The sequence below is a fragment of the Psychrobacter sp. TB67 genome (genome assembly GCF_000511065.1).
GTDB classification, from domain to species: domain Bacteria; phylum Pseudomonadota; class Gammaproteobacteria; order Pseudomonadales; family Moraxellaceae; genus Psychrobacter; species Psychrobacter okhotskensis.
On record NZ_AYYA01000010.1, the window covers coordinates 1 to 19,505 of the forward strand.

The window sequence follows — 19,505 nt, forward strand, 5'->3', positions numbered from 1 at the left end:
CGCTTTTGACATCTAAGGGCGCTATGTAAGTTACCCCCTGCCTTTTTGTCAGTATAGATGTGTTGATATATCGATTCATGGCTTGGGACCTCTTGCCAACCCAGCATTCTCAGTCGCCCTGTGATTTGCTCAGGTGAGTAGTGCTTGCTGAGTAGATGATCAATATAGCACCAGCCAAAGCGGCTGATCTGTGAGCTATTCACAACTTTGCACGCGTTTGCCAATCGATGGGCTTGTTTGGGGCGATAACCCCTTTGTCCCATGTTTCGCCTTATCTCTCGACTCACCGTTGATTTATGACAGCCAATAATTCTAGCTATTTCACTCATGCCTTTTTTAGCTTGCAATAGCGCTGATATTTGATATCTTTGCTCTTGGGTAAGATGTGTATAGTGTTTCATAACGTTCTGATATGTAGGAGTTGAAGTTTGAAATGCAACACGGCACATCTTACTCTTCAACTCATTCTTTTAAAACGTTGCACTTCTTATTTGAATCTAGGCATTTAAAAAGCTTTATTTACCGACTTTATCGTCTTGATTAAGCTGAACGTATTTATCAAAGTTTTGCGCATAATCGGTTAAGTTATCACTTAGCATCTGGCGATATTGTTTGACATAGAACTCGACGATATCGTCTTTTTCTTTGGCAAAGTCATCGCCTTTAACAAAACCGATAGAGGCCACTGAGGCGCTATAACGCGCGGCGGCGTACAATAAAGACGCGCCGACTTGACCTGAATGAGCATCAGGTCCCAATTGACTGTTTGCTACACCGATGATGGCATCCGCACGTTGATAAAATGCCTGCATTTCAGGGGTGATTTCAACATTAGCATCAACATTGTTGTCTTGAGTGTTGCTGTCTTGAATATTGTCTTGAGACATAAGCAATTCCTAATAAGTATCGGTAATTTTCAATTTATAGAGACGGTCTGTATGTAAGAGACTAAGGGGCATCAGGTAATATTTTACAACCCTGCGTCTGCTTTTAAGATTTCAGCTTTGTCTGTTTTTTCCCACGTAAAGGCAGTTTCAGAGCCGGGACGACCAAAATGGCCAAACGTCGCAGTCTGCTGATACATAGGCTGCAATAAGTTCAGCATACGGGTAATGCCATAAGGGCGCAGATCAAAATGGGTACGAATCAGGCGAATGATCTCGTCATGGCTGATGTTGCTAGTACCAAAGGTGTTGACCGAGATAGACGTCGGTTCAGCGACCCCAATGGCATAGCTCACTTGTACTTCACAGCGGTCAGCCAGTCCCGCAGCGACGATGTTTTTGGCCACATAACGCACGGCATAAGCGGCGCTGCGATCTACTTTTGAAGGGTCTTTGCCACTAAAAGCGCCGCCGCCATGACGTGCCATGCCGCCATAAGTATCAACGATGATTTTACGACCTGTTAATCCAGCATCACCAACTGGCCCACCAATGACAAATTTGCCCGTGGGATTGATATGATAGCGAGTGCCAGCATGCAGTAGATCAGCTGGTAATACTTGCTTAATGATAGATTCCATCACCGCTTCTTGCAGATCTGCCTGCGAGATACTAGGGTCATGCTGGGTCGATAGGACGACAGCATCGATAGCAATAGGACGAGTGCCATCATATTTTAAGGTCACTTGCGCCTTGGCATCGGGACGTAACCATGGTAGCTCACCTGCGCGGCGTAACTCAGACTGACGCTCCATTAAGCGATGGGCATATTCAATAGGGGCTGGCATCAATACTTCAGTCTCGTTGCTGGCATAGCCAAACATCAAGCCTTGATCGCCTGCACCTTGCTCTTCAGGATCGCTACGATCGACACCTTGGGCAATTTCTGGAGATTGCTTACCGAGCATGTTGATGACCGCACAGGTCTCGCCATCAAAACCCAAGTCTGAATGGTGATAACCGATACCATTGACGGTATCACGTACGATACGCTCAACATCGATATTTGCCGTCGTGGTCACTTCACCTGCCAATATCACGGCACCGGTTTTAACCAAAGTTTCGCAGGCAACGCGGGCATGGAGATCTTCACGTAAGATGGCATCAAGGATAGCGTCTGATATTTGGTCAGCCATTTTATCAGGATGGCCTTCGCTCACAGATTCTGAGGTAAATAAGTTGTATTCGCGCATAGTTGGATCGCTTAATGGCAAGGACTGTAATCTATAAACTCAGTCATGATTAAATGTTAACGGAAAAATAAGGCAAAAGTGAATCAAAAAATTATGACATTTTACCGTGAATTGAGTGAAAACTCTAGCGATGGATAATACTAAGAAGTAACTAGGCATGGATTAGCCACGGTAAAAGTCATCAATATCGCTATTTTCTTGCCAGCGATATTCAGTATAGTGAGCGATCTGACGAGCCGTCTCTATATCATGTCTATCAGTGATAAAGCCAAGCGCCATATCCATGCCAGCACTAACCCCTGAAGAAGTATAAAACTTGCCATCGACGACCCAGCGCGCTTGCTCTACCCAATCAACTTTATCAGACTGCGATATTACCCATTGCCATGAGAGCTTATTAGACGTTGCACGCTTGCCATCCAGAACACCAGCTTTAGCCAATAATGCACTGCCTGTACAAACGCTAAGCGCCCAATCAGCGTGCTCAACCAATGCCCTAAGCGCCTGCAAAAACGGCTTGTGATAGACTTGCTGGCGAGTACCCATCCCGCCAACCATCAATACAATATCAGTCTGATACGCCAATTCTGTGACAGCGACCGTTTGCATCGCAACGCCATGCTTACTGTGAATGATACCACCACTCAGTGAGGCAAATTGCAGACGATAGTGCTCAGGCAAGCAGCCAAACATCTCGATAGGTCCAAACAGATCCAATGTTTCAAAATCATCAAAGAGTAGGGCAGTCAGCGTATGCATTAGGATTCCTTAATTCTAAATAAAGAATGGTTATAATTCCAAAAACTATAATCTTAAAAACTACAATTCCAAAAAATATAATCCTGAAAGCTATAGTTCTAAAAACTTGGCTTTGTCCTTAAACATACATTCCTCATAAACAGGGCAAGCACCGCATTTGGGTGTGCGAGCCTGACAGGTATAGCGGCCATGCAAAATCAGATAATGATGCGCATCTACGATAAAGTCATCTGGGATACGTTCGACCAGCTTGTTTTCAACGATTAACACGTTTTTACCAGTGGCGAGGCCAGTACGATTGCCGACGCGAAAGATATGCGTATCGACTGCCATGGTCGGCTGCCCAAAAGCGGTATTTAAGACCACATTGGCAGTTTTACGTCCAACGCCAGCGAGTGATTCTAAGTCCTTACGATTATCAGGAACGGTACTATTAAATTTCTCAATCAAATCTTGGCAGGTTTTAATGACGTTTTTGGCTTTGGCATTATATAAGCCAATATTTTTTATATAGGATTTTAAACCCTCTTCACCCAATGCCAAGATGGCTTCAGGGGTATTCGCCACAGGATATAATTGCTTGGTGGCAATATTGACACTGACATCCGTCGCTTGTGCCGATAAGATGACGGCAATCAGTAGCTCAAAATTACTTCTATAATGTAATTCCGTGACCGGCTCATCAATCGTTGCTGCCAACTTTTCAAAGAACGGACGGACGTCACGATTGGGCATACGCCGAGACGGCGGGGTATCGGCAGTTTTGTGTTTGACAGTTTTACTCATGGTATTTTTACTATGATTTTATTCGTTGGTTATTCAGAAGTGAGTACTCGCTATTAAAGTTGTGCAAGTTCAGTTTTTAATCCTTCAAGTTCTATTTTTTTGCGCTCATTTGGACGCACATTTAACTGCTTTTCTAATTTTTTAATTTTACTGCGCAGCTTGGCAGCGGCAATGGTGTTTTTTGCTTGAGCTTCACTGATATCTATAGACTGACTGGCGGCATTATTCAGTTTTGCCTCTACCATACTGACAACAGGCTTGCTATTGCTGCTGTCAGCAAGCTGCTCAGTGACGCGCCTAAGGTGCGTATGATAGCGCAGCCTTAAGTCCTCTTGTTCTGCCTCGCGCTCAGAGATAGACAGCTCGCGCTCAATAGTGACCAAATCAATGCAATCGACTGGGCAAGGGGCGATACACAGCTCGCAGCCCGTGCATAAATCCGTAAAGATAGTATGCATGTGCTTGCCAGTGCCGACGATGGCATCGACGGGGCAGGCGGGTATGCATTTGGTGCAGCCGATACAGTCATCCTCACGGATAACGGCACGTACCTCGGTCGGTCGCATCGATGTGGCATCTATCGGCCACTGAGATGGCGCGGCTCTAAGGGTTGTTGTAGCGCTGGCGGGATTGACGATTTGCGCAATAGCATCAGTAACTGGTTGACCGCCCGGCACGCATTTATTGTATGGCTCGTTATCCACTACAATCGCGGTAGCATAAGGCAAGCAACCGTCTGGATGTTCGCACAGACCGCACTGAGTCTGCGGCAGACAAGCATCGATACGGGCAATTTTTGCTTGCATATCAGCAGGCAATGTCTCGATACGCAAGGTATCGAACAAGATGGGCAGATTGATTAGGCGAATATTACGACTGCTTTGCATTTAATTAAAAACCTTAACATCAGTCATCAAGACTGTCGTTATTAAAATAGATATAAATATTGAAATGATTGTCTTTTAGTCTAATTCTATAGTCAATCTACTATAGTACGATGCCTTGCTCATGGGCAACTTGGGCAATCAGCTCGTAGGCAATGCTGCCCTTAAACGGTATTTTGGGCAGATTAGAGAGGTCAAAAAAATCGGCGTGCGACAGCTCATCTTCTTGTATTACAATATCGCCAGCCGCATAAGATGCGCGAAAACCAAGCATTAAATTGGAAGGAAATGGCCATGGCTGACTGCTGACATAGCGAATATTTGATAGGCTGATATTTACCTCTTCTGCCACTTCACGAACGACCGCATGCTCTAAACTTTCACCCACTTCGACAAAACCTGCAATCAAGCCGTACATGAGAGGGCGTTTTTGTTCTCCATGGCGATGGTGATGAGCGAGTAAGATTTGCATCTCTCCCGTCTGTGGATTGGGACGAGTGATAGCGGTGATAACGCAAGGCTGGACACGAGGGTATTGGCGTAATCGGCATACTGGACAGACCATGGCGCGCTCATCTGCTGTGGCATGAACGACTGGGGATGCGCAGCGACTACAAAACTGCGTATCGGTTTGCCAGCGTAACAGTTGTATTGCTTGGCTAATCTGAGCCGATAAGGCGGCAGGTAGCTGGGTAATAAGCTGTCGATACGGTACAAAAGCGTTCCCGCTGCCCTCTGCAATGATGGGCAATGCGATATCATGCGCCATCGCATAATCATAAGTGATGGCACTGGCCGCTTGCGCAGTAAAAGCGACATTATTCTCGGCAGTTTCAGGCGCAAGCAAACCCTTTGTACCATCACTGATACTACTGTCAGCATCAGACTGCCAGTGATGTGGCGCTAGGCTTTCGAGTAGGGCGACGTTGCCTATTTGATAGGCGGGCACTGGTAGGTTGCCATTGTCGTTTGCATTTGAAGATGGTGGTAGTTGGATTTGTAATGGCCACCAACCGTCAATCGTCTGACGGCAGAGGAGGGTATCATCACTAAATACAAAAGCGCGAGTCATAAGCAGGTTTCCAAACAGTCTAAAGTAAGTACGTAGCAAATGAAGAGCGAACTTGCTTTAAGTGGCTGTTTTGAAGTAACTATTTCAAAAGTAACATTCAAAAGTAACATTCAAAAGTAACATTCAAAAGTAACATTCAAAAGTAACATTCAAAATCAATCGTTATCACAGCGCCGTCGCCGCTATCATTCTTAAGCGGCAAGTAATTGGCTTAAGCTTTGTTGACCAACATCAAGCGCCTGTTTACTCACGGGACGATTGTGCTCAAAACCATCTAAATGATGATCGACAGCCATAATCACATCAGCGATATAAGCCAGCGTACTATCATCGATACGGTGTCCGCTTTCGATGCGCTGCTGTATATAATTGGCCAATTGGCTCAGCATGCTAGCTGGGGTCGGCAGTTGCAAAAAGCGTACCGCGCCTGCCACTTGGCGTAGCATTTCAGGTATATTCTGAATATTGAGCATATCGCGCTCAGGCTCAGATAAATAATCATTAATCGCTTGCTCAGCACTGGCGATAGCCGTACGACTTTCTTGTATTAACGTATCATAGGCAGTATTGAGCTGATGCAATGAGATATGGGGGTTGTTCAGCGGCAGATAGATAGCCCCAGGGGTATGCATCTCAGCCATGGAAATAGTGGCATTTTCAGCATGCATCAATGCCAAGAGTAAATGATCGAAATCTTCAGGCGAGGGCGCACGCCACTTGCTTACCGCGTCGGCTGCTGTACTCAGGCTGCTCGCGGCATTTGACAGTCCCAACAAGCGTAATGCTGAGCCCAGTACCGTCAGCTGTTCGATAATTTGTGCCGTCTGCATATCAGCAGGATTGAGCGAATCACCACGCGCGTAGCTATCCACATCTTCTTTAATCGTATTGATTTGAGTCTGAATAATAGCGTTTAAAGTGTCTGTCAGCGCGCGGTTAGGACCGAATAAGAAGCGCTTCATTTGTTCGCGCTGTGGGTCTTCTAATTGGTTAACCGCATATTGTTCACGCAGCAGTTGCGCCGCTTCATTATCACGCTGACAGGCAAAGCTGACTAGATCAGCAAAACGCGTGTCCATGATAGGTAGATAGCTCTGGAACTGCTGCTCTAAATAAATAAGCGTATGCTTTTGGCTGAGGTTAAGCGGCAAAATGGTCGCGATATCAGTGACAGCGGCGGCGGCAGCTTGCCAGAATAGACTCTTGCTCTGAGCAGCTATCAAAGCACAAGCAGCACTCATGGCATCTAATTTTTTCTGAGCGTCTTGAGTTACTACGCCATCTTGGTTGAGCAGTGCAATACCAAGACCACTACGATACGCATAGGTCAGCAGCTCACTGTCGAGGTTAAGCTCGTGCAGGGGCTGAAAGTTCTGTTCAGGATTGGCAATAATGACACTGCTACTACCAAATGTCGCAAAATAATCCGATTCGATTGGCGCTAGCTGCCCATGAGCATTAAGCTTATTAATGATTGGTAATAATAAAGTCGGCTCTACTGACTCTGTCAACAGTACAAATTCCACATAACGATCGAGGGTCATGATGGCTTGTGATAAATCCATAATCAAGGCAGTATCATTATTATCACCACTGTCATAAAGGCGCTGCAGACCATTGACGATGGCGGTATTTAACACTTCTGCACCAACCAAAGAAATCAGCTCAAAAATACAAGACAGCTGCTTTAGCACGGTAATAGAGTCTAATAATAAAGGCGCTTGACTGTTATCATCGTTAAATTCGCTTAGATGAATCTCAGTGTCTTTAAGGGTGACGATAATTTCATCATGCAACAAATGTAGCGATGGCAAATTAAAGTCAGTAACGCTAAGCGTGGGAGCAGTTAATTTCATTTGGGCAGACTGGTTCATAGGTGTTTTTCCATAACGTACTGATGAAAATAGCGATCATTTAAAGGATGAGTTAACAGGCGTTTATGCGTAAAGGCTAACGCTTATAACAATCAAGACTACCGTATCCAAATGTCAGTATAAGAGGTTATTTTAATATAAGAGGTTATTTTAATCACGTGCTACATGTTTGCTTTTAATTCAGGATATTGTTCGGCCAACTCGCTATACCACTGCTGGCTGGCCATCTCATCGGTGGGTGACACTAATAATAAGGACGCCAAATTAGCAAAGCTGGCGTGGGCTGTTTGTCCGCCGTCTGCTTGTGAGTCTTCTTCGATGGCGAGGGTGACCTGACCGCCCGTCATTGCTAGATAGACTTCAGCTAAAATCTCGGAATCCAATAATGCCCCGTGGAAAGTACGGTCTTGTTTACCGACATCTAAGCGGCGCACGAGGGCATCTAGGGTGTTTTTTTGTCCTGGATATTGCTGTTTGGCCATGACTAGCGAGTCAGTGACTTTTACCCGCTGTGCAAAGTCATGCATGCCAACTTTAGCGAACTCCATGTTTAAGAAGTTCATATCAAAGGTGGCGTTGTGAGCGATGATTTCGGCACCGTCCATAAAGTCATAGAGTGACTGAGCGACTTGATCAAAGGTTGGCTTGTCGGTTAAAAACGCTTCAGAGATACCATGAATGCGAATCACTTCCTCATCCATCCCGCGCTGCGGGTTGATATAGACGTGTAGCTTTTCACCGGTGAATTTGCGCCCGATCATCTCAACAATACCAACTTCAATGATACGGTCGCCTTTTTGTGGATCAAGTCCGGTGGTCTCGGTATCCATAATGAGCTGGCGATCGGACTCGTGACGGTGTATCGGCTTGGGTAGCAATGGCTTAAAATATGGATTGGCACGACTGGTGTCACCATCAAATTTTGGCTCATCAGTTGCCATATCTGGATTATCATTATTTATTATAGTGTCAGTCGTCATCGTCTGGGCTTCTGGCATGTTGGGGGTACTCATTGGTTTGCTAGCATTGTCATGGCTTTGTTCGTCTAATAAAGGGTTGTCGAATGGTTCATCATCGAGCGCTTCTTCGTCAAGCTCATCATCGATATCAAGACCCAACGGATCATATTTTAGCCAGTCATCATTATTAGAGCCACTTTGATTAGAGGCGCTTTGATTAGAGCCACTTTGTGCTTTATCAGGCATTATTTGCTCTTTTTTTTTAGCCATTTCTTGCGACTCTATGCTCGATGATGCTTCACTACTGGACGTCACGCCTAAGTTTGCCAGCTCATCGGCTTTTTCATTGCCCGCATGTCCGGCGTGACCCTTCACCCAGTGCCAGTCAACATCGCGCTGTTGGCATAGTGCATCTAATTGTTGCCAAAGGTCTTGATTGGCAACGGGTTTTTTACTGGCTGTTTTCCAGCCTCGTTTTTTCCAACCTTCAATCCATTCGGTAATGCCTTTTTTGACATAGCTGGAGTCTGTCCAAATCTCGAGGTTTTGCTCATGTGGACTATGAGTCAATGCTTGTATCGCGCCCATCAGCTCCATGCGATTATTGGTCGTTTCTTTATCGCCACCATATAAATCCTGCGTACGCCCATCACTGAATATCAAATGCGCGCCCCAACCACCAGCGCCCGGGTTGCCTTTGCAGGCGCCATCGGTGTAGGCCACTGTGGTGTTTGCTTTGGCGGCCAACGGATCAATCGCGTGGTCTTTATAACTATGTGGCGTAGAGGTACGATTGTCTGACATAAAAACTTTGTGACCTAATAAATGAGAAACGTAGGGTGGCGTTAAGAGATTTTGGGAGCACCATAAAAACAATAGCGGCGCACCACTTAACTGCGCTTGAGTATAACAAATCTATCGCTGATATGGGCAATCGTAACGCACAAAATCGCAAAACCACATATCATAATAGTAACCCTGCAGTTTTCTGTTAAAATAAGCAGGATTGCGCCAAGCTGACCAGCATTTGGCAGCACGAGCATCAACGTATTTAACCCAAAATAGCACTAGTAGCAATTCTCAAAGTGGCTGCGTCGTTTTAAAGATGAATGCATAAAAAATAGCGTAAACTGCCATTTAAATAACGATGGTCATGGCTACTTTTTCGCCATTAACAATTAAAATTAACGATACTGTTTATCAACGGCTTGCTTCCTAAAAGTTTTAATGCATGAATGCAGGATAACCCTATTATGTCCTTACGCTCAAACGTTTTTTATAAAAGATTGACGCTGTTGATGGTCAGTATCACGGCAAGCAGCGCGTTACTGTTGAGCGCTTGTAATGATAGTAATACCCAAGCCGATACCGACGTGGTTGAAGCCGCAGCAGATCTGTCTGTCTTTGAAGGCTGCTATACGGTCAGTCATGACGAGCCTGCGCAAATAAAAGTCAGTCAACAGGACGGCGCTTGGGTGATGCAAATGAAGGAGCCAGCAAGCGCCAAGCGTGTTTGGGATGACGCTGAACCGTTAGAAGTACTCGAAAATAGCGAGATACCCACGTTTTTCTCTATCGACCCTGACAATGTCGATGCAGTCATCGGCCGTCCCGATAGGGTGCTGGTACTGGCTCATGTGAAGCCTGTCTATGCCAATATCGATCCGCTACTGGACAGTGAGTATTTGTCGTATATCTATCGCGGTGCCAATACTATCTATCGCGTAGAGTGTGATGACGTTAATACTGATATTTTAGCCAATCCCCATGCCAATATTATCATTGATAATGTCGGTACAGGCAGCTAAGAAAATGGTCTGATTAGCATTAGGGTCTGTTGAACATTCAAATGTGGCACTGGCAGTGGCTATTTTTTAGACAATACGCAGTGAAATTTTTGACGCCTAGTCATTCTAGGTTAGATAATTTCGCCATGTGTTGGCAAAAAATAGCCCTGCCCTGGAAGGCTGATGCTAAAATCACCCCAAACGTTGTTGTAAACCTAGCTAAGGTCTCGACATTATCGTCGGTTTACGCCTAGTTTGGGACGATTTTAGCAATCAGCAGTCCTAATATTTGAATGTTCAACAGACCCTAAGTACATCTCATCGATTATAGACAATCTTTTCTCATAATCAGTCTTTTCTTATAAGCAGTCTTTTCTCATAAGTAGTCAAGTCATTAGAGTCAGGTAATATGAATTTTTTTAGTTATGTGGTGTTGGGTGGGTTTTCTTATGCGGCTGGTTGGGCGATAAGAAGCTATGTATTAAACAAAAAACCTGAACCTGAGCAGCCTTATAATCTTAAGCATCCAGCCATCTTGGCGTATTTGGGCGGGTTCTTTATTGTTATGCTCATTATCTCATGGCTCATCGGTCGCTACTTGCTTGGGCATACCGCTATCGATTTGCCGTTTATCATTATAAACAGCCTCGTTGCGACCTTTGTTTATTCATTCGGTCTTAATCCAGAAAAAGCCCGTTATGATGTGCCAGATTGATAAAGAGTTGAAAAGGTAAATGTATAAATAGCTTAAAAGGTTTCTATTTTAAGCTTGTAAAAAACACGGTCAGTGAGTGCCTCATTGATCGTGTTTTTTATAAGTGATTGTTTACTAGATTATTTATCTGTTTTCTTTGAGCTGTTACTTTTATCTTCTAGCTTTTTATCAGTCGGCTTTGAGGCAGCGTCTTTATTAGACTTTTCATCTTTAGAAGCTGTCTGCTCATCTTTCCAAGTTTTGTACTTGCGCAAGTCTTTTTCCATGAGCTTGAGACAAAATTTCAGTACCAATGCATCATCGATTTGACCGATAAAGGGAATAAAATCTGGAATGATGTCAATAGGGTTCAGGACATAGAGCAGACCGACCACTGCCGCAGAAATAGTTTTGTAGGGAATATTGCGATAGTTGCCTTGATAATAATCTTTGACTAAACTCATCAGCAGTAGCAAATCCTTAGCATAACGCTCAAGGCCGCGACCGTTTTCGAGCTGGTCATTGAGCTTATCTTCTTTACCTAAAATGACCTTAATACTGTCTATCAGGCTTTTATTATCTTTCTCTTTGTCAGCCATACTCATATTCCTTATTTTTTGTTAAAGACTATTGAACGCCCTTTACTATAACAAGAGTAGCGACTTCAGCCAAATAAGACTGTGAGTGATTCTGTATCGTTTTGTTGACTATAGCAGCGATAGATTGAGCTGAGCTAAACCATCCTAAGACGCGATATTGTCCAAACCTGCGTTATAATCCAGTTTATGAGATCTTATAAAACAAATATTTAACGTGTGCTAAAGACGTCTGTCCAACAGACCCTAGCTGCATGGCAAAAAAGGTAGAATAATGACTAAGAAATTTTCTGAGCTGAATCGTCGCCAGTTTTTACGTCAAGTCGGAATCAGCGCAGGGGCAGGGCTGTTAGCGACCCAAAGCATTACTCAAGCACTGGCTGCTAATACTACTGGGCAAGATAGCAGCACGCAATTTACCAAAGATGATCTGCCAACGGCGTTGATGGATGAGAGCCTGCCATCAGGACAAGCACAACAAGCAGCGCCCGAAACATTGCAGGTGCAAACGAGTTGTATCACGCCAAATATTGAGACGCGGCTTTTTGCCAGCTCCAATGTCGGCGGTAGTGACGAGCGTAATGAGTTGGCGTTAGATCGCATGGCTTGTGCGGGCTTTAAGGTGGATAATCCTGCGATTACCAAACGGCAGTATTTACGCTTTGCGGGTACGGATTCGCAGCGCGCTAGTGATTTGCAAAACATTGCTACGGGTGCGATTAAAGCGCCTAAACTGCTACTTGGTGTACGCGGCGGCTATGGTGCGATGCGTTTATTGCCGATGGTTGATTGGTCAACTTTAGGTCGTATTATGAAGGAGCGCGGCACGATACTGGCGGGCTTTAGCGATGTGACCGCGATTCAGTGTGCGCTACTGGCAAAAGGCGGTATGAGCTCACTTGCCGCGCCGATGCTCTATAGCGAGTTTGGCAAAACCAAACCCGACCAAGTCAGCTGTCGCCAATTTGTAGAAGCATTAACCAATCCCAATCTGACTATCAATATAGCAGATGCGTCGTTAACCAGTGTAAATTTACCCAGTATTCTGACAAATTCTGAGCCAAAAAATCTAACCGGCACTATGTGGGGTGGCAATCTAAGCGTGGTATCGGCGCTGGCAGGTAGTGAGTATTTGCCACGTATTGCTGGCGGTATCGTATTTTTAGAAGATGTCGGCGAGCAAGCTTACCGCATCGAGCGCATGCTCTATGATTTGTATTTGGCAGGGGTGTTTAAAGGTCAGCAAGCGATTGTATTCGGTGCGTTATCGGGTAGCGGTGAGGACAGTTATGATAAGCGTTATGATGTCGCCACCGTCATTCGTCAATTGCATCAGCTGACAGGATTGCCGATTTATAGCGGCATGCGCTTTGGTCATATTGGGCAAAAGCACAGCTTTACACTTGGCGCGAGGTGTCAGATTAGTCCAAATACAGTTGGTGGCTATCAATTGGTATTTAATGATTACCCAACGATTAAAGCCGATGCCATTCATGTCGAAGGCTTGTGGCAAAAAAGTTTAAGCCTATAGTCAAATCCAAATAAATCAGATACGTAGTTATCAGGTCGCTCAATGAAACGTTGTTTTTCTTGCGTGCTGTGCCTACGCCGACAGAGGCTGCAAAAAACAACGTTTCATCTCGCTGTATCGTTTTTATATCGAATGAATTATATAAAAATTGTTGCTGTGATAAATTTATTGCAGCCACGTATTACTTCTAAAAAGTCTACTATCAAGTTAAATCGCCAGTCGTGAAAATTTATCCTGATATTCTTTCGGGGTTAGCTCAGTAGCGCGTTTAAACAGCCGCGTAAATGACGAGATATCATCATAGCCGACTTGCTCAGTTAGCGATTTTATCGTCACATCGCCCAATTCCAGTAAGCGCTTGGCCTGCTCAATTCGTACTGCTTGAATATACTCAATTGGGCGCATAGTAACGCATGATTGAAAACGCCTGTTTAAGGTGCGCGGGGTGATATTCACCATAGCAGCCAAATTGCTCACCTGCATAGGTTGTTTGAAGTTTTCCTCGATAAATTCTTGTACCTGCTTAACCAACTGGTCAGCATGTGGTTTATGCAAGGTTACATTGGTATAGCTGTTTTGATTGCCGCGTTTACTATCAATAATTTGAGTTTTTGCCACTTGGGTAGAAATCTCACGTCCGCAATACCGCTCGATTAACAACAACCCCAAGTCATAAAAGGCGCTACCGCCTGCCGCACAGAATATATTGCCAGATTGATTCTTTGATTGAGTGACAAACTGGTTTTCCTGCAAATCAACCAATGGAAAATCGGTCTTAAACTTACTGGCATAACCCCAATGGGTGGTGGCTACTTTGCCATCGAGCAAGCCTGCTTTTGCCAAAAAGAAAGCGCCGCTACAATTACTAGCGATATCCGCTTTGGTGTTTGCCAGCCGCTGTAAATGCGAAATTAGAGCGCTATTTTGACTCAATACTTTATCGATTGAATCGCCAATCGTTGGAATTAATAGTAAGTCGCACTCTGTGACTTCCTGAATATCGCAATGCGCTCGCATAATCAAACGGTTGCTGCATCTGATATCCGCGCCACCTAAGCTTGCAATCTGCACGTCAAACCTTGGTTCTACTGCCTCATCCAAGAATCGCTGCCAGCTGACGCCAGTAAACGAAAATAAATCTAGCGCCCCAGCAAGCACACTACCGAGCACGCCATCGAAGCCAACGATAATCACTTTAAACGGTTTGAAGTAGGGCAAAATTTGGCTTCCTTTAAGTGTATGCAAATTTATGGCTGATATTCACCAGCTACAGGATACGTAATTTGAAATTCACTCACTATAGGTTAGAGAGGATGTCTTATTTGACCATAATTATGTCATAAATGACAATACGGCAAGGCGTTAAATTAGATTAATATCAATGAATCACCAAATTTAATGAGTTAACGAGAATACTATGGCAGCAGATACGCTTATCAATGACTTTGAGTTACCGTTCCAACTATATGATGTATTGGGCACTGAGCATTTAACCGAGCATCCGAAGTTTTCAGAACACAGCCGCGAAACCTTTGATGCGGTACTCGACACCGCCAATAAAATCGCCACCCAGCTATTCTTGCCCCATAACCATGTGGCAGATAAAAACGAGCCACAGTTCGATGGCAAAAAAGTCAGCATGATAAGTGACGTAAAAGTTGCCTTTGATGCGTTTCGTGAGTCGGGCTTCATCGCGGGTCGTTATAGCTTTGACGATGGCGGCATGCAATTACCCGAAACGGTTATGACCGCAGTGGCAGGCTATTTTATGGCGGCCAATCCATCAACCACCGCTTATCCATTTTTGACCACTGCCGCCATTAATGTTATCTCGCATTTTGCCAGCGACGAGATTAAAAATGCCTTTATGCCGCGTATGCTAACGGGTGAATTTACCGGCACCATGGCGTTAACCGAGCCGCATGCTGGCTCATCGCTTGCCGATATCAAAACTACCGCTGTTAAACAAGACGACGGCAGCTATCGCGTAAAAGGCAGCAAGATTTATATCTCAGCAGGCGATCACGAATTGTCTGACAATATCGTGCATTTGGTCTTAGCTAAAGTGCCCGGCGGTCCTGGTGGCGTCAAAGGTATTTCTTTATTTGCCGTGCCGAAGTATCGTTTAAATGACGATGCATCGGTCGGCGAGCGCAATGATGTACATTTAACCGGACTCATTCATAAGCTTGGCTATCGAGGCGCGACTTCCACGGCATTAAGCTTTGGTGATGCAGGCGAGTGCTATGGCTATCTTATCGGCGAAGAGCATTTTGGTCTGCGTTATATGTTTAAGATGATGAATGAAGCGCGCATCGCGGTTGGCTTTGGCGCAGCGATGATTGGCTATCGTGGTTATCAATACTCGCTCGATTATGCCAAAGACAGAACACAGGGCAGAATCGCGCCCAATAATAAGCCTGAAGATGCAGCAACGGCGATTATCCAGCATGGCGATGTGAAGCGTATGTTGTTGGCGCAAAAAGCCTATAGCGAGGGCGGTATATCACTCTGTCTATATGGCTCAAACCTAATCGACCGTATCAATACGTGTGAAGATGCAACACTAAAGGCTGAGCTATCAGAACTGCTAGATTTATTAACCCCAGTATTAAAAGCATGGCCCTCTGAATATGGGCCGAAAGCCAATGATTTAGGTATTCAAGTATTGGGCGGTGCAGGCTACACGCGTGAGTATCAGGCTGAGCAGTTTTGGCGTGACAATCGTCTCAATCCCATTCATGAAGGCACAAATGGCGTGCAAGCGTTAGATTTGTCATTCCGTAAGTTATGGCAAAACAAGGGTCTTGGTATTCAAATTCTAAAACGTGAAATTACCCAAGACTTAGAAAGTATCAGCACACCAGAAACTGCCAAACTCGCCGGTAAATTGATGCCTTATATGGGTCATATGCATGAAGTGCTCGTGCATTTAAGCAAAATCCTGCAAACGGAAAAAGCACTTACATTAACGGGTAATGCACAAGCACTAATGAATATTTTTGCCTCCATTGTGGTCAGCTGGATTTGGATTCGCCAAGCCAGCAAAGCTGAGCAATTGCTAAGCGAAATTAGTGAAACCACGGATGTTGAGAAACAAAACTTCTATCATGGCAAATTACAAGCAGCAAAATACTTTATCGATTGGGAATTGCCGTTAATCAAGCGCGATATTGAGCTGTTAAATAACGACAATGCAGTATGTACCAATATGCAAGCAGAATGGTTTTAAGTAATTGTTTGGAATGTTTTCAATATAAGAACATGCCTGAACAATACGACTAATGTGATGCTGGGATGAATTTTTCGAAGCCTCTGGAGTGCAAAGCGCACAGCAAGCGAGAAAAATTTATCCCAGAAGAACGCTTTTTAATATATTTGGCTTATTTTGAATAAACTCTTTTTAAGCAAACGATACCAATGGCTTTTTATAAAAATTTAAAGGAATAAATAATGACAACTGATAACAAAAAGATGAATAAGCAGTGGCGACTCAAAGCAAGACCTGTGGGCGAACCAAACGCTGATACGTGGGAGTATACCGAGACAGAACTGCCGACTATCTCAGATGGTGAGCTGTTGATAAAAATTGAGTATATCTCGATGGATCCAGCGATGCGTGGCTGGTTAAACGATGCCAAATCTTATATCGAGCCGGTACAAATTGGTGATGTCATGCGTGCGGGTACCGTGGGCGAAGTCATTGAAAGTAAGCATGAGAAGTTTGCCATCGGCGATTATGTCTGTGGTCATAATGGCGTGCAGTCGTATGCGGTCAGTGATGGTACTGGGTTATACAAAGTCGATCCAAACCTTGCACCCTTATCTTATTACTTAGGCGTGCTCGGTATGCCGGGTATGACCGGTTACTTTGGCTTATTAAAAACAGGTGAGCCAAAAGCTGGCGAGACAGTGGTCGTCTCTGGTGCTGCGGGTGCGGTCGGTGGCTTGGTTGGACAGATTGCAAAACTAAAAGGCTGCCGTGTCGTTGGTATCGCAGGCGGTGCTGAGAAATGTAAATTCTTAGTCGATGAGCTAGGCTTCGATGCTGCGGTAGATTATAAAAATGAGGATGTCAAAAAAGGCTTAAAGCAAGCTTGTCCAAATGGGGTAGATGTCTTCTTTGACAACGTAGGCGGCGATATCTTAAATGACGTCCTGACCCAAATTAATCTGCGCGCGCGTATCGTGATTTGCGGTGCGATTAGCCAATATAACAACACCACAGCGGTAGAAGGGCCGTCAAACTATCTGTCATTATTGGTCAATCGTGCCCGTATGGAAGGCATCGTTGTCTTTGATAATATCAAAGAGTATCCAATCGCGATGAAAGAGATTGCTGGCTGGATTCAGTCGGGTGAGTTAAAAGTAAAAGATCATATCGTTGAAGGTATCGAGACTTTCCCTGATACGTTGATGATGCTCTTTAAAGGTGAAAATTTCGGCAAACTGGTACTTAAGGTAGAGGGATAAATCATGACACTGAATACAAATGGAATTGCATCAGACGTAGCCAGTAACGTTTCTGGTAAACGTATTTTAATCACGGGCGGTGCGTCTGGCATTGGTGCGGCAAGTGCGTTATTGTTAGCCAGTCGCGGTGCGAAAGTCGTGATCGGTGATATGGCCGAAGAGATGGGCGCAGCCGTTGCCAAGCAAGGTCAAGATGCGGGCAATAGTATCGTCTTTAAAAAAGTTGATGTGACGAGTGGCGACGAAGTGCGCGCATTATTTACCTTTGCCATGGAAACGCTGGGTGGTCTTGATGTGGTGGTAAATAATGCGGGCATCGACCATCAGCCTGCACCGATGCATGAGCTAAGCGATGAGGATTTTGACCGCAATATCGCCGTTAATTTAAAGGGTGTTTGGCATTGTATGCGTGCCGCCGTCACTTGTATGGCTCCGAATGGCGGTGGTCATGTGATTAATGTGGCATCAATCGCAGGACTTCGTTCTGCGCCGTTGCTATCAGCTTATAGCGCTGCCAAACATGGCGTGATGGGACTGACGAAGTCTGCTGCTCATGAATATGCGCGCGTCAATATTCGTTTTAACGCCGTATGTCCAAGCTTTATTGATACGCCAATGGTGCAGAATACCATGGCGAAGATGGGCGAGCGCGCGCAAAAAGCCACTATTAATGCCAGTCCATTACGCCGTTTAGGTAAAGTCGATGAAGTGTCTGGCGCGATTGCTTGGCTCGCGAGTGATGAAAGCAGCTTTATGAATGGTCATGCGTTTACCCTTGATGGCGGTATGTTGGCTTAATAGTCAAATAACTGCTAAATCATTACGCTGTTAGCCTCGCTCGATGTACCATGCGTACTATCTACACTCAGCTGCCTTGTAATAGATTTGCAGTTTTTCGACTATAATTTATTAAGTGGTTACGATAAAAAATTGAAAACTGAATAGCTAATTCAAAATATAAGGAATAACGATGAAAGATTTATTTGATTTAACCGGCAAGATTGCTTTAGTCACTGGTGCCAGTCGTGGTATTGGCGAATCTATCGCCCGCTTATTGGCGTCAAGAGGCGCGCACGTTATCGTCTCTAGCCGTAAGATTGATGCTTGCCAAGCAGTCGCGGATAGCATCATCGCTGATGGTCATAAGGCCAGTGCCTTTGCTTGCCATGTGGGCGAGATGGCTCAGATTGATGCAATTTTTGAGCATATCAAAAGCGAGTTTGGCCAAATCGATATCTTAGTTAATAACGCCGCAGCCAACCCATATTATGGTCATATCTTAGATACGGATTTAGCCGCTTTTGATAAGACGGTTGAGGTAAATATCCGTGGTTACTTCTTTATGTCGACAGCCGCTGGCAAAATGATGAAAGAGCAAGGTGGCGGTGTCATCTTGAATACTGCATCGGTGAATGGTTTGGTAGCGGGCGATAAGCAAGGTATTTATTCAATCACCAAAGCAGCTGTTATTAGCATGACTAAAGCTTTTGCCAAAGAATGTGGCCCACTCAATATCCGTGTCAATGCGTTGTTGCCAGGTTTGACAGATACCAAGTTTGCCTCTGCCTTGACGACCAATGATAAAGTCTTAAAAATGGCGCTACATGCTATTCCACTAGGACGTGTTGCGAATCCTGACGAGATGGCTGGCACAGTGTTGTATCTAGTATCGGACGCTTCGAGCTATACCACAGGCGCGACTATCGTTGTCGATGGCGGTATGTTAGCTTAATCAGTAAAGCTACAGCATATAAGTTCAAGAACAGTTTACTATTAAGAACTGCATGAGATTAATTTTCATGCGGTTTTTTTGATTTTATTTTTGATTGATTGATTGAGTGAGTGTCTAAATACTCTAAGTGTCATTGCATCGATAGATTGTTAATCTAAAGTAAAAATAGGCTGTGTAATGGCATAATAAAGGTACTAACAGCTACTTGAACAATATAATGG

General features: G+C 44.6%; 18 protein-coding genes. 7 read left to right on the forward strand and 11 right to left on the reverse strand.

The genetic code is table 11. The annotated features are described in order from the left end of the window. From W293_RS17140 to dnaQ, 9 genes are all read right to left on the reverse strand, one after another. The coding region (locus W293_RS17140; protein ID WP_037028747.1) for a helix-turn-helix domain-containing protein at nucleotides 1–401 on the reverse strand (401 nt) is incomplete at its 3' end. Between the two features lie 114 nt (nucleotides 402–515). Beyond that, nucleotides 516–812, reverse strand: a complete 297-nt coding sequence (locus tag W293_RS0101865) for a DUF3144 domain-containing protein (protein ID WP_051395061.1) — start codon at nucleotides 810–812, stop codon at nucleotides 516–518. A 158-nt stretch (nucleotides 813–970) separates the two neighbouring features. After that, nucleotides 971–2,137, reverse strand: coding sequence for a methionine adenosyltransferase (gene metK, locus W293_RS0101870; RefSeq protein WP_025650834.1), 1,167 nt, complete (start codon nucleotides 2,135–2,137; stop codon nucleotides 971–973). A gap of 162 nt (nucleotides 2,138–2,299) precedes the next feature. Then, a complete protein-coding gene (locus tag W293_RS0101875; RefSeq protein WP_025650835.1) occupies nucleotides 2,300–2,896 on the reverse strand; it encodes a DJ-1/PfpI family protein in 597 nt (198 codons plus the stop codon). A 90-nt stretch (nucleotides 2,897–2,986) separates the two neighbouring features. Continuing rightward, nucleotides 2,987–3,682, reverse strand: a complete 696-nt coding sequence (nth, locus tag W293_RS0101880; RefSeq protein ID WP_025650836.1) for an endonuclease III — start codon at nucleotides 3,680–3,682, stop codon at nucleotides 2,987–2,989. A gap of 53 nt (nucleotides 3,683–3,735) precedes the next feature. After that, nucleotides 3,736–4,569, reverse strand: a complete 834-nt coding sequence (locus W293_RS0101885; protein ID WP_025650837.1) for an RnfABCDGE type electron transport complex subunit B — start codon at nucleotides 4,567–4,569, stop codon at nucleotides 3,736–3,738. 100 nt (nucleotides 4,570–4,669) lie between these two features. Next, nucleotides 4,670–5,638, reverse strand: coding sequence for an NAD(+) diphosphatase (gene nudC / locus W293_RS0101890; protein ID WP_025650838.1), 969 nt, complete (start codon nucleotides 5,636–5,638; stop codon nucleotides 4,670–4,672). 191 nt (nucleotides 5,639–5,829) lie between these two features. Continuing rightward, nucleotides 5,830–7,512 (reverse strand): hypothetical protein, encoded by a 1,683-nt coding sequence (locus tag W293_RS0101895; protein ID WP_025650839.1) that lies wholly within the window; start codon nucleotides 7,510–7,512, stop codon nucleotides 5,830–5,832. Between the two features lie 161 nt (nucleotides 7,513–7,673). Beyond that, nucleotides 7,674–9,275, reverse strand: a complete 1,602-nt coding sequence (gene dnaQ / locus W293_RS0101900; RefSeq protein WP_025650840.1) for a DNA polymerase III subunit epsilon — start codon at nucleotides 9,273–9,275, stop codon at nucleotides 7,674–7,676. 449 nt (nucleotides 9,276–9,724) lie between these two features. On the opposite strand from dnaQ, the gene W293_RS0101905 reads away from it, so the two are divergent. Further along, nucleotides 9,725–10,279 (forward strand): hypothetical protein, encoded by a 555-nt coding sequence (locus W293_RS0101905; RefSeq protein WP_217271560.1) that lies wholly within the window; start codon nucleotides 9,725–9,727, stop codon nucleotides 10,277–10,279. A 388-nt stretch (nucleotides 10,280–10,667) separates the two neighbouring features. Beyond that, the gene (locus W293_RS0101910; RefSeq protein ID WP_025650842.1) at nucleotides 10,668–10,973 is read left to right on the forward strand and encodes a hypothetical protein; all 306 of its coding nucleotides are present in this window, start codon (nucleotides 10,668–10,670) and stop codon (nucleotides 10,971–10,973) included. 119 nt (nucleotides 10,974–11,092) lie between these two features. Here W293_RS0101910 and W293_RS0101915 read toward each other — a convergent pair whose 3' ends face one another. Next, a complete protein-coding gene (locus tag W293_RS0101915; protein ID WP_025650843.1) occupies nucleotides 11,093–11,551 on the reverse strand; it encodes a YkvA family protein in 459 nt (152 codons plus the stop codon). 271 nt (nucleotides 11,552–11,822) lie between these two features. Here W293_RS0101915 and W293_RS0101920 point away from each other — a divergent pair, with 271 nt between their 5' ends. Further along, entirely contained in the window at nucleotides 11,823–13,079 is a 1,257-nt protein-coding gene (locus W293_RS0101920) for an LD-carboxypeptidase (RefSeq protein WP_025650844.1), read from the forward strand. Between the two features lie 207 nt (nucleotides 13,080–13,286). Here W293_RS0101920 and W293_RS0101925 read toward each other — a convergent pair whose 3' ends face one another. Continuing rightward, nucleotides 13,287–14,297: a GlxA family transcriptional regulator gene (locus W293_RS0101925; RefSeq protein ID WP_025650845.1), complete on the reverse strand. Its 1,011-nt coding sequence runs from the start codon at nucleotides 14,295–14,297 to the stop codon at nucleotides 13,287–13,289. A 199-nt stretch (nucleotides 14,298–14,496) separates the two neighbouring features. Between W293_RS0101925 and W293_RS0101930 the strand changes: the two genes are divergently transcribed. The 4 genes from W293_RS0101930 to W293_RS0101945 all read left to right on the forward strand — a co-directional run bounded on the left by W293_RS0101930 (nucleotide 14,497) and on the right by W293_RS0101945 (nucleotide 19,284). Then, entirely contained in the window at nucleotides 14,497–16,311 is a 1,815-nt protein-coding gene (locus tag W293_RS0101930) for an acyl-CoA dehydrogenase (protein ID WP_025650846.1), read from the forward strand. A gap of 221 nt (nucleotides 16,312–16,532) precedes the next feature. Beyond that, nucleotides 16,533–17,552 (forward strand): NADP-dependent oxidoreductase, encoded by a 1,020-nt coding sequence (locus tag W293_RS0101935; RefSeq protein WP_037024851.1) that lies wholly within the window; start codon nucleotides 16,533–16,535, stop codon nucleotides 17,550–17,552. A 3-nt stretch (nucleotides 17,553–17,555) separates the two neighbouring features. Beyond that, complete coding sequence (locus W293_RS0101940; protein WP_025650848.1) at nucleotides 17,556–18,350, forward strand: SDR family NAD(P)-dependent oxidoreductase; 795 nt, start codon at nucleotides 17,556–17,558, stop codon at nucleotides 18,348–18,350. Nucleotides 18,351–18,522: 172 nt separating this feature from the next. Beyond that, entirely contained in the window at nucleotides 18,523–19,284 is a 762-nt protein-coding gene (locus tag W293_RS0101945; protein ID WP_025650849.1) for an SDR family oxidoreductase, read from the forward strand. Nucleotides 19,285–19,505 lie beyond the last annotated feature (221 nt).

Bases quoted from the DNA above. Each gene is read 5' to 3' on its own strand.
- W293_RS0101865 (WP_051395061.1), bottom strand. From the start codon at position 812: ATGCAGGCATTTTATCAACGTGCGGATGCCATCATCGGTGTAGCAAAC.
- metK (WP_025650834.1), bottom strand. From the start codon at position 2,137: ATGCGCGAATACAACTTATTTACCTCAGAATCTGTGAGCGAAGGCCAT.
- W293_RS0101875 (WP_025650835.1), bottom strand. From the start codon at position 2,896: ATGCATACGCTGACTGCCCTACTCTTTGATGATTTTGAAACATTGGAT.
- nth (WP_025650836.1), bottom strand. From the start codon at position 3,682: ATGAGTAAAACTGTCAAACACAAAACTGCCGATACCCCGCCGTCTCGG.
- W293_RS0101885 (WP_025650837.1), bottom strand. From the start codon at position 4,569: ATGCAAAGCAGTCGTAATATTCGCCTAATCAATCTGCCCATCTTGTTC.
- nudC (WP_025650838.1), bottom strand. From the start codon at position 5,638: ATGACTCGCGCTTTTGTATTTAGTGATGATACCCTCCTCTGCCGTCAG.
- W293_RS0101895 (WP_025650839.1), bottom strand. From the start codon at position 7,512: ATGAACCAGTCTGCCCAAATGAAATTAACTGCTCCCACGCTTAGCGTT.
- dnaQ (WP_025650840.1), bottom strand. From the start codon at position 9,275: ATGTCAGACAATCGTACCTCTACGCCACATAGTTATAAAGACCACGCG.
- W293_RS0101905 (WP_217271560.1), top strand. From the start codon at position 9,725: ATGTCCTTACGCTCAAACGTTTTTTATAAAAGATTGACGCTGTTGATG.
- W293_RS0101910 (WP_025650842.1), top strand. From the start codon at position 10,668: ATGAATTTTTTTAGTTATGTGGTGTTGGGTGGGTTTTCTTATGCGGCT.
- W293_RS0101915 (WP_025650843.1), bottom strand. From the start codon at position 11,551: ATGGCTGACAAAGAGAAAGATAATAAAAGCCTGATAGACAGTATTAAG.
- W293_RS0101920 (WP_025650844.1), top strand. From the start codon at position 11,823: ATGACTAAGAAATTTTCTGAGCTGAATCGTCGCCAGTTTTTACGTCAA.
- W293_RS0101930 (WP_025650846.1), top strand. From the start codon at position 14,497: ATGGCAGCAGATACGCTTATCAATGACTTTGAGTTACCGTTCCAACTA.
- W293_RS0101935 (WP_037024851.1), top strand. From the start codon at position 16,533: ATGACAACTGATAACAAAAAGATGAATAAGCAGTGGCGACTCAAAGCA.
- W293_RS0101940 (WP_025650848.1), top strand. From the start codon at position 17,556: ATGACACTGAATACAAATGGAATTGCATCAGACGTAGCCAGTAACGTT.
- W293_RS0101945 (WP_025650849.1), top strand. From the start codon at position 18,523: ATGAAAGATTTATTTGATTTAACCGGCAAGATTGCTTTAGTCACTGGT.